Consider the following 14,273-nt stretch of genomic DNA (forward strand, 5'->3'; position numbering starts at 1 on the left):
CTGTCTGTTCGTTTTTTATTTGATATATGCTAAGCTTTTTTTAATGCTGCTAAGTGGACTTTCTATACAGTGATCTTGTTCAACGATCCACCATTTTACGCCTGCTCTATGTCCTTCTTGCATTACACCCTTTACATCTACTCCTCCGGTACCAAGAGGAGCAAAAAACTGCTCGCCGTCTGTTGTCATATCTTTTAAATGAATAAAAGGCGTACGATTTTGATAATGCTGCATCCACTCCACTGGATCTTCACCTGCTTTAGTCAGCCAATAAATGTCCAGTTCTACGTTTACCTCAGTTTCTTCTAAGATTGTTTGGAGAGCTGACTTTCCAGTTGACAATTTCTTCAGCTCAAAATCATGATGATGATAGCTAAACGACATACCTTCTTTTTTACAATACGTATCAATATCATTTAAAGAATCAATAAGCACGTGATATCCTTTTTCAGTTTGACGTTCAGGCATTAAATAAGGACAAACAATATGTGAATTTCCAACTTGCTGTTCAAAGTGAATCACTTGCTCTAAATTAGATTCTAATTGTTCAAGCGGCACATGACTAGAAGCCGGCTTCAGCTGTAAATCCGTTAACCATGCTTTTACTTCTTTTGCTGTATATCCTTCGTACCCTGCAAATTCTACCCCTTGATATCCTAAAGCAGCTACTTTTTGAAGCGTTCCTTTAAAATCTTTTTTCATTTCTTCACGCAGCGTATAAAGCTGAACTCCTACAGGTATTTCTCCCATCTTCTCTCCCCCTGTTCATTGAGAAAGCTCCTATAATAGGAGCTTCTGCTTTTATTTTACTGCACTTCCAAGCATTCCTGAAATAAAATGACGCTGAAGTGCCAGGAAGAAGACAATGATTGGAATGGTTGCAATTGTTACTCCCATCATTACTTGACCGTAATCAATAATCGATAAGCCAATTAAGCTTGAAAGAGCAACTGGTAATGTAGCCATTTCGTTAGATGTAGTCGCAACTAAAGGCCACATAAAGTTATTCCACTGTGTCATAAATAAGAAAATAGCTGCTGCAGCCATAGCAGGCTTCATAGAAGGAAGCACAATAGTTAAAAAGATTCTCATCTCTCCAGCTCCGTCCAAACGAGCTGCTTCAATAAGTTCCGTTGGAAAAGCTAAAAAGTTCTGACGTAATAAAAAGATAGCAAACGGAAAACACAGCTGCGGAACAATAAGTGCAAAATACGTGTCAAGCAAATTAAAATTCGACATCAGCTGAAAAAGTGGAATGAGCGTTGCTTGATATGGAATCATCATAGACAATAAAAGCGTAGTGAAAATTGCGTTTCGGCCTTTGAATTCAAATTTAGATAGCGCATATGCAGCTGTGGAGCAGACCATTAAAGCTACAATCACATACACGACTGAAACAAATACTGAGTTAAAAAAGACGCGCCCTAAATCAATTGAAGCATTTAAATTTTGTAGATTTGTCATAAATTGATCGCCAGGCTTCAGCGTTGGAGGGTTTGTAAACATTTTTCCTGATTCATTCGTAGCGCCGATAAACATCCAGTAAAAAGGAAAAATTGAGATAATCGTAAACAGCCCAAGCAAGCTGTATAGTCCTATTTTACGCATGATGTGCCTTTTCTTTTTGACCTTAGGAACGGTAACTACTGCGGTTGCTTCTACTCTCTCTAATACACTCATGATTTATCACCCGTAAATTTAAATTGGAAGAACGTTAAAATACCAACTAATAATACAACAACGTACGCAATGGCCGATGCATATCCAAAATCAAAGTATTTAAAGCCATTTTGATAAATATATAAGCCTAGCGTCATAGTAGAATCAGCAGGGCCGCCTTTTGTTAAGTTAAAAGGTTCGTCAAACAATTGAAGCGTGCCAATTGTTGATAAAATAGTAGCAAACAAGATAACGGGTTTTAATTGTGGAACCGTTACGTGGAAAAACTTTTGAATACGATTTGCTCCATCTAAATCAGCTGCTTCGTAAACTTCATGAGATAAACTTTGAAGAGCTGCTAGAAAAATAACCATGTTATAACCTGTCCATCTCCAAGTCATCGCAACGATGATTGAGACTTTAGCCCAAAATGGATCTCCCAGCCACTGAATGGCATCGATACCGAAAAACCCTAAAATAGTATTCATAATTCCTTCATCTTGAAGAATGATTGAAAACAAAATAGAGTAGGCAACTAGTGACGTTACTGCCGGCAAGAAAAATGAAACTCGGAAAAAACCTTTTAGTCTTAAAAGCTGACTGTTTAACGCGTTAGCTAGTACAAGAGCTAATAAAATCATAACGGGTACTTGAACGATTAAAATAATCCCCGTATTCCCAAGCGCTTTCCAGAAAATATCATCTCCGAGCAAACGTGTATAGTTTGATAACCCGGTAAATACATACTTTCCGCCTTCCATACTCTGAAAGCTTAAAACAAACGATGAAAAAATAGGGTAGATTGTAAACAGCGCGAACAGCAAAAGTGCTGGAGCAATAAATAAGTAAGGCAACGATTTATTTGTCTTCATGATGACCTCCTAGTACCGCAAGAAGAAGAGATAGAAGGCAATTTTCCATAAATCACCTTCTATGCTTCTTGATTATTTTTTAATTCGGTTTTCTAAGCGTTTTTGAGCTGCTTCAAGCGAGTCTGTAACACCCTTACCATTTGTTACTTCTGACACAGCTTTGACTGCTTCACTGTTTGCAACTGAGTAATTGCCCGTAAAATTAACCGGTTTAATATCTTTCATTTCATCTGCGAATGTTTTCCAAATCGTCTGATTGTTAAAGTACTCATCTTGTGCAGTGAATAATTTTGAAGAGTATACGGTATTTAATGATGGGAATAATCCGCCCTTCATCGCTTCTTCTTGAACTTTATCCGTTGTTGAGAAATACTCCATAAATTTGTACGCTTCATCTGCTTTTTGACTAGTTGCTGAAATCACATAGTTGCTTCCGCCTAAGTTAGAAGCACGGTTACCTCCTTCTTCAAACGAAGGTAATAAAAACACTCCCCATTTTCCTTTTAAATCCGGAGCCTGCTGTGTAATAGAACCGGATAGCCAAGCACCGGATGGTGAACTTGCTACTTTACCTTCTGCTAAGGCACTGATTGAAGCATCCCAGCCCACTGTATTTTTAACAATGCCTGCTTCTTTTAACTTCTTATTTAACTCCATTGCTTTTTTCGCTTCTTTAGAAGTTAAATTTAGCTTTCCTTTGTTATTAAAGTAGAACGTACCTTGCTGTGTCAGCGTCATTCGGAATAAGCCATCGTCATTATTAAAATCTAAACCTAGTAAATCAACGCCAACTTTTTCTTTAATTTTCTTACCAGCTGCAATATAATCATCCCATGTTTTGATACTGTTTGGATCTACGCCTGCTTTTTCAAAGTAATCTGTGCGATAGAATACGCCTGTTGGACCTGCATCAAACGGGAAGCCGTACATATCTCCATTCTTTGATAAAAGGGCTCTCTTAAATTCAGGAAACTTATCTTCTTGCTTATCAAATCCTTTTTTAGATAGGTTTAAAAATGCTTTTGGAAATGCATCTAAATATCCTTGGAAACGATCGTCTTCTACTAATACAATATCAGGAAGGCCTTTTCCGCCAGCTTGCAATCCTGTTGTTAGTTTTGAATAAACGTCTTCACGTCCCATATCCACTACTTTTAATTTAAAACCTGGATTCTCTTTTTGATATTCTGCTGCTGCTTTCTTTAATACCGGTACGTTAATATTCCAAGCCCATGCAACAACTTCTTTTCCACCGCTACCACTTGTTTCATTAGCGGCCTTTCCTCCGCATCCTGCAAGTACTAGGGTTAAAATGAGTGCAAAACTGATTAAACTAAACCAACGTTTCAATGAATACCCCTCCTATAATCTTGTCTCCTAGTGTGGCAAGTTTTTTTGTAAACGCTCATGACTCTTTTTCGAGAGAATTATTGAAAAATAATTCTGTATATTGAAAGCGTATACAATTTACTTAATCTAAATTATATGAATGAATACCCTTTTCCTCAATGGTAAATATAAAAGGCAAAAACCTTACATTTTTGCCTTTTTCTAAATTGATTTTGTTATTATGGTTTCTATTAACTTTTTCGTTCATGAAAAAAAGCGAATGTACTGTCATTGTTGAAACAGAACACAATCGCTTATTTAAAAAAATCCAATGTATACTATTTTTTTGCTACATAAGTAACACTTTCTTGCTTATTTAGGACGTTCTAAGGAAAATAATTGCCCCAATTTACTATAGTTAGAACCCGCAAGTCGGCTGACTGGCTTCACACGTTCTGCAGAAACGCGATCGTTTTCTATCACTTTTTCACTAATATGAAACATCACAACTTCACCGATAAACAAATCTGAGCTGTATGCCTCATCCGTTCCTAATGGCACAATTTGGTGAAGCTTACATTCCATCCGAATGCTGGCTTCTTGAATTCCGGGAACCTGCACTTTTTTGCTCGGTGCTAGCGTTAACCCTGTTTCTTCGACTTCACTGACGGAAGAAGGATAAGAAGATGCCGCTTGATTCACCTGTTCCACTAAGTTTTCGTCTACAAGATGAACTACAAATTCTTTAGATGAACTAATATTTTTGGCCGTATCTTTCGTCATTTGACCTTCACTTCTCGAAACTGAAATGGCAATCAGCGGAGGCTCTGCCGCAACTACATTAAAGAAACTAAACGGTGCGGCATTCACTACACCGTCATCATTTTGACTTGTAACAAACGCAATCGGCCGGGGAATGACGACCCCTGTTAACAAATGATAATTGTCTTTTACACTTTGTACCGCTGGATCGACTATCTTCATTTTACCTACTCCTTTTCTTCCATTTACTTTATTGTATGGTAACGAAAAGAGTATAGATTAGCTAGCAACTTGCTCACTAAATATGCAAAAAAGAGATTGAGACATAACTACATCCATCTAATCCGAAGACGAACAAATGGGAGTAATGAGCTGGTATCGATCACTTGTGACACCGCTGTTGATTTCCATGTAAGGCTTCGCTTTCCACGGGCGACCGATGAGCCTCCTCGTCGATTACGGGCCTGCGGGGTCTCATCACTTCCTCTTTTCCCTCAGGAGTCTTCGCCTTCCTCTCCAATCAACAGCTAGAAGCAACTAACTAGATGAAACCTACGTTCACTACAACAATGAAAAAATCCGAACGATTCATCGTTCGGATTTTCCTGCAACTAAAATATTTTCAGCTTATTTCTTTAATTTAACACCGTAATTTTCACTGTACGACGTCCAAATGCTTTTGCAGCTGACTCGGAAGGTACTAATACGTCAATTCGATATCCTTTAATCGCACCGCCCGTATCACCTGCTGTTGCCACTCCGTATCCTTCTACGTATACTTTTGAACCTAATGGAATAACGGATGGATCTACCGCAATAATTTTATGAGTGCCTGAACTCACATTTTGTCCAGTGGCTGTTACGCCGCTACACCCTGCACAATTAGCTGTATAAGCTGTTGCTTCTACATACATTTCTTTTCCAGAATGCTTTTGTGTGCTTTCTTCTTTTTTCGTTTCTTTTGCTTCTGAAGAAACGGTTGCTTTCTTCTCTGTAGCTGCAGCTGTTTTTACTTCTTGTTTTGGCTCTGTTTTTACTTCTTTTTTAGCTGTTGCCAGTTCAGCTTGACGCTTTGCTTCTGCATCAGCCTCAGCCTTTTCAGCTGCCTGCTGTTTTGCCACTTGCTCAGCTTGCTTTTGAGCTGCTTCTTTTTCTTTTGCAATCTTATCTTGAATGCCTGTTAATTCAGACTGAAGGTTTGCTTTTTCTGAAGAAGCTGCATCAATTTCATTTACGACCGTGCTGTACTTTTCCTGCATAGTTGTTAACGTTGCTGTTTGTTTGGCAACGTTTTTATCTAATTCAGCTTGTTTAGCCGCTAAGCTACCTTTTGCTGCTTTTAATACTTTTTCTTGCTTATCAATTTCTTTTTTATCTTTTTCAATTTGATCTAAATCATTTTGATGCTGCTTTAAAATATCATTATCTGCTGACAATAACGTTGTGACAGCACCCATACGTGCAACAAAATCTCCAAAGTTATCAGCATTCATTAATGTATCAATAACAACGCTTGTTTTATCGTCTTGCTGTAAAGCAACTAATCGATTTTCAATAATATCTTTACGACTTAACACTTTTTCCTGAAGCAAAACGATTTCTTTTTTCTTTTTCTCAATCATTTTGTTCGCTTCTGAAATCTGCTTTTCAGTCGATGCTAACTCTTTTTTATTGCTAGAGATTACTGTATGTAATGAATTTAATTGTGATTGAATGTTTTGAACATCTGAATTGATAGACTGTTTCTCTTTCTCTTTTTGTTGAACAGCCTTTTCTGTTTCTTTAATTTTATTTTCAGTACTCTGGAGCGCTTCTTCATTCGATTGGGCGTGAGTCTCTGTGATGCCGGTCATGAAGAAAATTCCTGTGACTGCTGCAAGAGTCATACGCTTAAAAATTTTCATAAAGTAATAGTCCCCTTTCCTCATAGACATAGTTATACCATAAAAAACTATCTGTTTATGTTACAATACAGTTAAAAGTTTCCCATAATCTGTATAACCAAGAATCTCTTTCTGGGAATTCATCACCAAAATCCCTTGATAGAGAGGTTTACTGTTTATTAAAAAAGATATATTTTTGTCATAAACAGGGCAAAATCACTCTTTAAAAATAGAAATAAACGCTTATTATTACAGGTATATTACAAATTTTTCACAGAAAATTATGTGTTTTAGCGTCTTTTTTCGGTGTTTTTTACTTTTTATTACATAAATTCCACCTACATAATTCCTACACTATTTATAAAGTTGTGACTTTTTCACTTCTTTTTTACACTTTATATACATAAAAAGACGCCCATAAATCAAATGAGCGTCTTTTTTCTACACACGTATAAAACCATTATTTGTCAGATGTTACTAGTTTTAAAGGCACTGGAATTTGCTTATCTACCTTTTTGCCTTGAAGAACATTTTTAGCAGACTTTACGGCAAGTTTGCCGATTAAAACAGGCTGCTGGGCTACAGTTGCTCCTAGCTTCCCTTCTTTTACCGCTTTAATTGCATCGTCGTTTCCATCAAACCCTACTACTAGCACATCTTTTCCTGAGCTGTTAATCGCTTGAATAGCTCCTAATGCCATTTCATCATTATGAGCAAATACGGCTTTGATACCAGGATTTCCTTGAAGAACATTCTCCATAACGTTTAAGCCTTTTGTACGGTCAAAATCAGCCGACTGTTTAGCCGTAATATCTAGCTTTTGATCCGCAACGTTGTGGAACCCTTTTCCTCGTTCACGAGTTGCTGAAGCTCCCGGCACGCCTTCAAGTTCTGCTACTTGAGCTTTTTCCCCTACTTTTTTCACAATGTAATCAGCAGCCATTTGACCACCTTTTACATTATCTGAAGCTACTAGGGTTTCTACTTTTCCTTTTTCTGCTGAACGATCTAGTGTAATAACTGGAATACCTACATTATTAGCCGATTGTACAGCTGTTGAAATAGCAGCTGAATCCGTTGGGTTAATAAGCAGAATGTTAACACCTTGCTGCATTAAATCTTCTACATCGTTAATTTGTTTTGCTGAATCATTTTGAGCATCTACTACAACTACTTCCATGCCCAGTTTTTTTGCTTCTTTTTGTACCCCTTCTTTTAGCGAAACAAAGAACGGATTGTTTAATGTAGAAACGGATAAACCAATTTTAATATCTTTTAAATTTTTACTTTCAGATGGTTTCGCCCACTCAGGAGGCTGAAGTGAACAAGCCCCTAACAGTAATAATGAAAATGATAATAGCACGAGCCAAATTTTCTTCATGTTTTTCCCTCCTAAGCTGACTTTTTGCGATCAATTAATACCGCGATTAAAATAACAATTCCTTTTACGACCATTTGGTAAAAGGACGAAACGCCGAGTAAGTTTAAGCCGTTGTTTAACGTTCCGATAATCAGCGCACCAATTAACGTTCCAACAATGCGTCCACGTCCTCCAGAAAGGCTTGTTCCACCCAGTACTACTGCAGCGATAGCATCTAACTCGTAAGACGTACCTGCCGTTGGCTGAGCAGAGTTCAAACGAGAAGTCAAAATCGCTCCTGATAGCGCTGCCAATAATCCTGCTAGTGAGTAGATCATAACCTTAACTTTTGGTACTTTAATTCCTGAAATAAATGCTGCTTTTTCATTTCCTCCGATTGCATATGTTCTACGGCCAAACGGCGTTTTATGCAAAATCACCCATAGGACAGCAAATGCTAGTACCATCGTAATTGCCGGAACAGGAATACCTAGAAAATAGCCGCGGCCAAATAACTGGAAGTAATAGTTTTCGCCTAACCCCGTAATCGGATTTCCATCTGTATAAACAAGCGTTAACCCTCTAAAAATTGTCATCGTCGCTAGCGTTGCAATAAACGGCGCCATTTTTCCTTTTGTAATAAGCAAGCCGTTAATCATACCCATTACAGCTCCTAACACACATCCTATTAAAATAGCTAAAATAGGATCTACACCTGACACAATCATACCTGCCATTAACGCACTTGATAAAGCAAGTATAGAGCCAACCGATAAATCAATTCCGCCTGTTAAAATGACAAACGTCATACCGAATGCAATTAAGGCATTAATGGCTACTTGACGCAGCAAGTTTAAAATATTTAAAGGTTCTAAAAAGCTTGGATTTAAAATCGATACAATGACAATAAGAATAAATAGACCTAGTAACGGACCTAGCTTTTGCATCACGTTATCAACGCGATTTTCTTTTATCGCTGTGTTTGCTTTCATTTTACTGACCTCCTGTTGCAAATGTCATAATTTTTTCTTGAGTTGCTTCTTCACTTGTCAGTTCACCTGTTATTTTCCCTTCATGTACAACCAAAATGCGATCGCTCATGCCCAGTACCTCTGGAAGCTCTGAAGACACCATGATAATAGCCACGCCTCTGTCTGTCAGTTCATTCATAAGCTGATAAATTTCACGCTTTGCCCCGACGTCAACTCCTCGAGTTGGTTCATCTAAAATCAGCACTTTTGGTCCAATGCCAATCCACTTGGCAATAACTACTTTTTGCTGATTTCCTCCCGATAAGTTACCCGCACTCGTCTCAGACGACTCAGTTTTGATCGTTAAACGTTTAATAAGTAAATCTACAAATTGCTGCTCGCTTTTTTGTTCAATAAAGCCTTTTGGCGAAAAGCTGAATAGACTTGGAAGCGCAATATTTTCTCGAATAGAAAAATCCAGGACGAGCCCTTCTGTTTTACGATCTTCTGTAATGAACCCGAGACCTAATTTAATGGCTTGGTCGGGCTTTGTGATACTGACCCGTTTGCCATTTAATATAATTTCGCCTTTTTCTAACGGATCAAGCCCGAAGATAGCGCGCATAATTTCGGTTCTGCCAGCTCCCATTAGCCCCGCAACACCGACAATTTCTCCTGATCGCACTGAAAAATGAACGTCTTGAAATACACCTTTTCTCTCCAAGCCTTTTGCTTCAAATACAACGTCTCCCTTAGGAGATGTCCTAGCAGGAAATCGATCCGTTAGCTCTCTTCCTACCATTTTGCGAACAACATCATCGAAGCTGGTTTCTGGAATCGGCTTTTTGTCTACCGTCTGTCCGTCACGCATGACCGTAATGGAATCACAAATAGCGAAAATCTCTTCCATACGATGTGAAATATAGACAATCGATACACCTTGTTTTCGCAGCGCATTAATTACGTCAAATAACTTTTGAATTTCTCTTTCAGTAAGCGCTGCGGTTGGCTCATCCATGATAATGACCTTTGCATTCGTCATCAGTGCTTTGGCTATCTCAATCATTTGCTGCTGTCCGACAGAACAAAGTCCCGCTTCTTGATCAAGAGGAATGGTCACAGCTAATTTTTCAAACTGCTTCTTTGCTAACGCTTTCATTTCTTTTGTTTTTAAAAAACCTAAAGGCGTTTTTAATTCTTTGCCGATAAATAAGTTCTCAAGCACCGTCATTTCAGGCCAAACGTTCAGCTCTTGATGAATAAAGGTAACTCCGTTTTGTTCTGCTTCTTTTGGGTTTTGAAAATACGTCTCTTTGCCATCAATCAGAATCTGCCCTTCATCTTTTTTATGAAGGCCGGTTAAAATATTCATCAGCGTAGATTTCCCCGCTCCATTTTCCCCCATTAGTGCGTGAACTTCACCTTCATGTAATTCAAAATCCACGCCCCTTAGTACACGGTTTGCTCCAAAGGCTTTATGAATCCCTCTCATTGCAATATGCATGCTGTTCACCTCTTTTAAAAAATAACTCCCGCTTGTAAAATGCAGTTTGCATAAGGAGTTGCTTCTCCTGTACGAATCACAACTTTCGCTTTGCTTGTCAGCATTTTTAATTGTTCATGCGATACTTCTTCTACTAAGATGTTTTGCTTCTCCATCAACTCGTAAGCCTTTTGATTTCTTTCTTTCATTTCAGAAGCAATCACTATTTTTTCTGTAGCCATATCTTCTAACACAGCTACTACTACATCTTTAAAGCTAGGCACCCCTAGCTTTAAAGATAAATCAATTTTAGGCACGTCACTCGGAACAGGTAACCCTGCATCTGCAATGACAATAGTGTCTGTATGACCTAGATCTGTTAGTATTTTCGTAATATGACTGTTAATCATTCCGTGACGTTTCATTTACAGACTCTCCTCCACTTCTTTGCGAGTCGGCATACCGCCTTGCGCACCAAATTTAGTGACGGATAGCGAAGCTGCCCGATTAGCAAACTGAATTCCTTTTTCAAAACCCATTCCTTCGGCAAGTGCCACAGCAAGCGCTGCGTTAAATGTATCTCCTGCTCCTGTTGTATCAATCGTTTCTACTTGATAAGAAGGAACCAATACTTCTTTCTTGCCGTTAAAATAGCGCACACCTTGTTTTCCTTCTGTAATAAACAATTTATTTGGATACTGTTTTAATACTTCTTCTTTTTCTTTTCCTTCAAATAAAAGCTCTGCTTCATGTTCATTTGGAGTGATGTAAGAAACTTGTTCAATCACTTCTGCTTTTAATGGTCTTGCAGGCGCTGGATTTAACAAAAGCGGTACTTTAAGTTCCTGACAAAGCTCAGCAACATATTCAACCGTTTCTTCTGGAATCTCTTGCTGAATAAGTACGATATCCGCTTCTTTAATTTTTTCTTTTGCTTTTTCCACGTAGTCTGGAGTAATATAATCGTTTGCTCCTTTGACAACTACAATGCTGTTATCTCCTTCAGCGAGTATAATGTGCGCTGTTCCGCTATCTGAATCTGTAACCGGTTTCACATTTTTCACGGATACACCGTTTGATTTGAAATTCTCCAGAATTGCTTTTCCGTAATGATCTTCGCCCACACACCCAATCATACTCACATCAGCTCCAAGACGGGCTGCTGCAACAGCTTGGTTCGCTCCTTTTCCTCCGGGAACAGTTTTGAATGATTCTCCTAACACTGTTTCTCCAGCTCCAGGACGAATATTTGATGTTACTACTAAATCCATTGATGAACTTCCAATCACAGTTACTTTAGCCATGTTCCTCAACCTTTCGTGTCGTATTTCGTTCAATAAACGTAACGGGTAGTTGTACTTGCTTTTGAATTAAAGGTTCTTTCTTAATGCATTTTATTAACAGACCTGCTGCTTGCTTGCCCATTTCATAAGCAGGCTGACGAATTGTAGACAGCGCTGGAAACGAAAAGCGGCTTTGCGGAATATCATCAAAACCAATTACTTGTAGATCATCAGGCACGCTTTTTTCTAATCGAAACGCCTCGTGTAAAACGGCTGTGGCTACAATGTCATTACTTGCAATAATCCCGTCCGTTTCAGGGTACTTTTGAAAGATTTCCTTTGCCCATTTCTGCGCATCGTCAAACGCTAGAGAATTTGTATTTAATACGTAAAAGTCTGCATCAGACTGACTCAAAACAGACAGAGAGCCTTGAAAACGTTCCTGGGCAGGCTTTACATTTACTGGACCTTTGATAAGTGTAATTCTTTTACTTCCTCTTTTGATTATTTCTTCTGCAGCAAGCTTTCCACCCTCAAAACCATCAGCATAAACGGATGGATACTGTTCAGAACTTCTATCTAAAAACACGACGGGAAATGTAAGACCTTCATATAGTTTCTGAGCTAGACTTGTTGTTGCCGTGATCATCCCTACTACATGGTTTTGCGTAAACGTTTGGAGATAGGTTAATTCTTTCTCTAACTGCTCATCACTATTGCCAAGAATTAAACGAAATCCATGGCTATGTACTTCATCTTCTATTCCGCGTGCAAGCTGAGGGAAAAAAGGGTTTGTAATGTCTGGAAGCAAGAGACCAATCAAACGAGATTCACGTGTATAAAGCGAACGGGCTACCTCGTTAGGGCTGTAGTTTAATTTTTGAATTGTATTCATTACTCGCACACGCGTGTCTTCTTTTACATATCCTGTACTGTTTAAAACGCGCGAAACGGTCGCAACGGACACGCCTGCTTCTTTTGCTACATCACGAATTGTTACCACTTTATTTCCCTCCTTTCATATATGTAACCGTTTACACAAATAATAACATGGAAAAGTGAAGTTGACAATCTTTTTATTAAAAAAAATCACTTCATTAAGAAGTGATTTTTCTTTCATTAGATATTAGCGTCTAGTTTCTTAAATAATTTCAAAAATTGCTCTTGATCTTTCGGTTCATAGCAAGAAAAGAAATGAGCAATCATCTTTTGCACAATTTCATTTGCTTCTTCAATCACTTGTTCACCTTTAGCTGTTAACTCAATGTTTACTTTGCGGCGATCCTCTTTAGAGTGATAGCGTGAAACTAACTCTAAGTCTATTAAACGATTAATAACAGGAGTAATCGCACTAGGCTTGACGCGCATCTCTTCTGCCAGCTTGGTTACCCCAATGTGACTGCACTTACCGATAATTAATAAGATATGATATTGAAAAGGTGTAATCCCTTGTGAAAGTAACCTTTCTTTTATCTCTGTCATTACCTTTTTGTTAAGGGATATCGAAATTCTCTGGACCTCTTCAATAAATGTGAGCTGTTCCATGTTTTGACGTCCCCTTTCTTATAATCAGGGAGTCGATGTTAACATGTCAGCCCCCTGCTGCACTCCAAGCGAAACCTAGCCTGGGGAGAGCGGCTGGTTTCGCAGAATGCTTATAACCTATTTTCTATCTATTTTATTCCGTACTATTATAATAGAAGAAACTCATTCACTATCGTTTTTCTTAAACGATCTTAAAGCCTTACGAAAAGCGTCATCATTCATAACGTCACGTTCTTCTTTTGTAAAAACCGTGTTGTCTTTTTCGCCTTCTCTAAACTTTTGCAGCACTTGACGATACATATCATCGTTCATGACATCTTTTTCTTTCTTATATCTAGATGTTCTTGTTTCCGTCTTGGCCTGCGGCTCTTTTGGCTCTTCTTTTGGTGCTTCAGGTTTTTTTTCTGCCACTTTTTTCTCTTCTACTTTTGGCTCTTTAGGAGCATTTGAAGCAGCCGCTTCTTTTTTAGGTGGAACTGTACGCTGGCGCTTAGAAGATGATGCTTTAGCATTCATTGTAATAATTAGTACAACCAGAATCACAGCTACAACGATCAGTAAAATACCTAACATACTGTCACCTACTGTCCTTGTGTCATTCGTTTAGTCACTTGAACAACACGTTCTCCTAACGCTTTACCTAGCGCTTGGTCGTTCTCTGTTAATAATTCGTCACCTTCGATTGGACAAGTAATTCCCACACCGTAATAAGTACCGTACAGCGCATTTTCTGGAATGTTACCTGGTAAGCCAGCGATAACCATTCCTTGATGAAGCATAGGTGTAATTAAATTTAAAAGCGTTGCTTCTAAGCCACCGTGCGTTGTAGCTGTTGTACAGAACACCGCACCTACTTTATCAATTAATTTACCTTCTGCCCATAAATAACCTAATTTATCAATCCACGTTTTTAACCCTGAACTGATTGTTCCAAAATGCCCTGGGCAGCCCCAAATAATAGCATCCATTTCAGGCAGTTCACGTACATCTGCTTCTTCTACATGCTTTACATATACAGTTGCTTCTCCAGACAGCTCAGCGCCAGAAGCAATCGCTTTTGCTAATGCCTCTGTATGTCCGCCTTCACTATCATATACGATACAAATTTTCATCCTTTATCCCTCCG

General features: G+C 38.5%; 15 protein-coding genes. All 15 read right to left on the reverse strand.

Features of this window, described 5'->3' with window-relative positions:
* Window positions 1-15: 15 nt before the first annotated feature.
* Window positions 16-750 (reverse strand): sugar phosphate isomerase/epimerase family protein, encoded by a 735-nt coding sequence (locus AC0KUU_RS15565; protein ID WP_043980137.1) that lies wholly within the window; start codon window positions 748-750, stop codon window positions 16-18.
* Between the two features lie 51 nt (window positions 751-801).
* A complete protein-coding gene (locus AC0KUU_RS15570; protein ID WP_026106517.1) occupies window positions 802-1,608 on the reverse strand; it encodes a carbohydrate ABC transporter permease in 807 nt (268 codons plus the stop codon).
* A 68-nt stretch (window positions 1,609-1,676) separates the two neighbouring features.
* On the reverse strand, window positions 1,677-2,531 hold the full coding sequence (locus AC0KUU_RS15575; protein ID WP_013055639.1) for a carbohydrate ABC transporter permease: 855 nt from the start codon (window positions 2,529-2,531) through the stop codon (window positions 1,677-1,679).
* Window positions 2,532-2,603: 72 nt separating this feature from the next.
* A complete protein-coding gene (locus AC0KUU_RS15580; RefSeq protein WP_043980141.1) occupies window positions 2,604-3,881 on the reverse strand; it encodes an ABC transporter substrate-binding protein in 1,278 nt (425 codons plus the stop codon).
* 351 nt (window positions 3,882-4,232) lie between these two features.
* Window positions 4,233-4,844, reverse strand: a complete 612-nt coding sequence (locus AC0KUU_RS15585; protein WP_043980143.1) for a flavin reductase family protein — start codon at window positions 4,842-4,844, stop codon at window positions 4,233-4,235.
* Window positions 4,845-5,257: 413 nt separating this feature from the next.
* Window positions 5,258-6,526: a 3D domain-containing protein gene (locus tag AC0KUU_RS15590; protein ID WP_043980145.1), complete on the reverse strand. Its 1,269-nt coding sequence runs from the start codon at window positions 6,524-6,526 to the stop codon at window positions 5,258-5,260.
* 439 nt (window positions 6,527-6,965) lie between these two features.
* Window positions 6,966-7,886: a ribose ABC transporter substrate-binding protein RbsB gene (gene rbsB, locus AC0KUU_RS15595; RefSeq protein WP_013055634.1), complete on the reverse strand. Its 921-nt coding sequence runs from the start codon at window positions 7,884-7,886 to the stop codon at window positions 6,966-6,968.
* An 11-nt stretch (window positions 7,887-7,897) separates the two neighbouring features.
* Window positions 7,898-8,857, reverse strand: a complete 960-nt coding sequence (gene rbsC, locus AC0KUU_RS15600) for a ribose ABC transporter permease RbsC (RefSeq protein WP_025749709.1) — start codon at window positions 8,855-8,857, stop codon at window positions 7,898-7,900.
* A 1-nt stretch (window position 8,858) separates the two neighbouring features.
* The gene (locus tag AC0KUU_RS15605) at window positions 8,859-10,340 is read right to left on the reverse strand and encodes a sugar ABC transporter ATP-binding protein (RefSeq protein WP_013081941.1); all 1,482 of its coding nucleotides are present in this window, start codon (window positions 10,338-10,340) and stop codon (window positions 8,859-8,861) included.
* A gap of 14 nt (window positions 10,341-10,354) precedes the next feature.
* Entirely contained in the window at window positions 10,355-10,744 is a 390-nt protein-coding gene (rbsD, locus tag AC0KUU_RS15610; RefSeq protein WP_097824224.1) for a D-ribose pyranase, read from the reverse strand.
* Window positions 10,745-11,623, reverse strand: coding sequence for a ribokinase (rbsK, locus tag AC0KUU_RS15615; RefSeq protein ID WP_043980153.1), 879 nt, complete (start codon window positions 11,621-11,623; stop codon window positions 10,745-10,747).
* The gene (locus AC0KUU_RS15620; RefSeq protein ID WP_162213680.1) at window positions 11,616-12,605 is read right to left on the reverse strand and encodes a LacI family DNA-binding transcriptional regulator; all 990 of its coding nucleotides are present in this window, start codon (window positions 12,603-12,605) and stop codon (window positions 11,616-11,618) included. The genes rbsK and AC0KUU_RS15620 overlap by 8 nt, the downstream gene beginning before the upstream one ends.
* 116 nt (window positions 12,606-12,721) lie before the next feature.
* Window positions 12,722-13,147: a MarR family winged helix-turn-helix transcriptional regulator gene (locus AC0KUU_RS15625; protein WP_013055628.1), complete on the reverse strand. Its 426-nt coding sequence runs from the start codon at window positions 13,145-13,147 to the stop codon at window positions 12,722-12,724.
* Between the two features lie 162 nt (window positions 13,148-13,309).
* Entirely contained in the window at window positions 13,310-13,720 is a 411-nt protein-coding gene (locus AC0KUU_RS15630) for a hypothetical protein (RefSeq protein WP_162213679.1), read from the reverse strand.
* 8 nt (window positions 13,721-13,728) lie between these two features.
* Entirely contained in the window at window positions 13,729-14,259 is a 531-nt protein-coding gene (locus tag AC0KUU_RS15635; protein WP_014461382.1) for an NAD(P)H-dependent oxidoreductase, read from the reverse strand.
* Window positions 14,260-14,273: the final 14 nt, after the last annotated feature.

The organism is Priestia sp. ST2, from assembly GCF_055810735.1.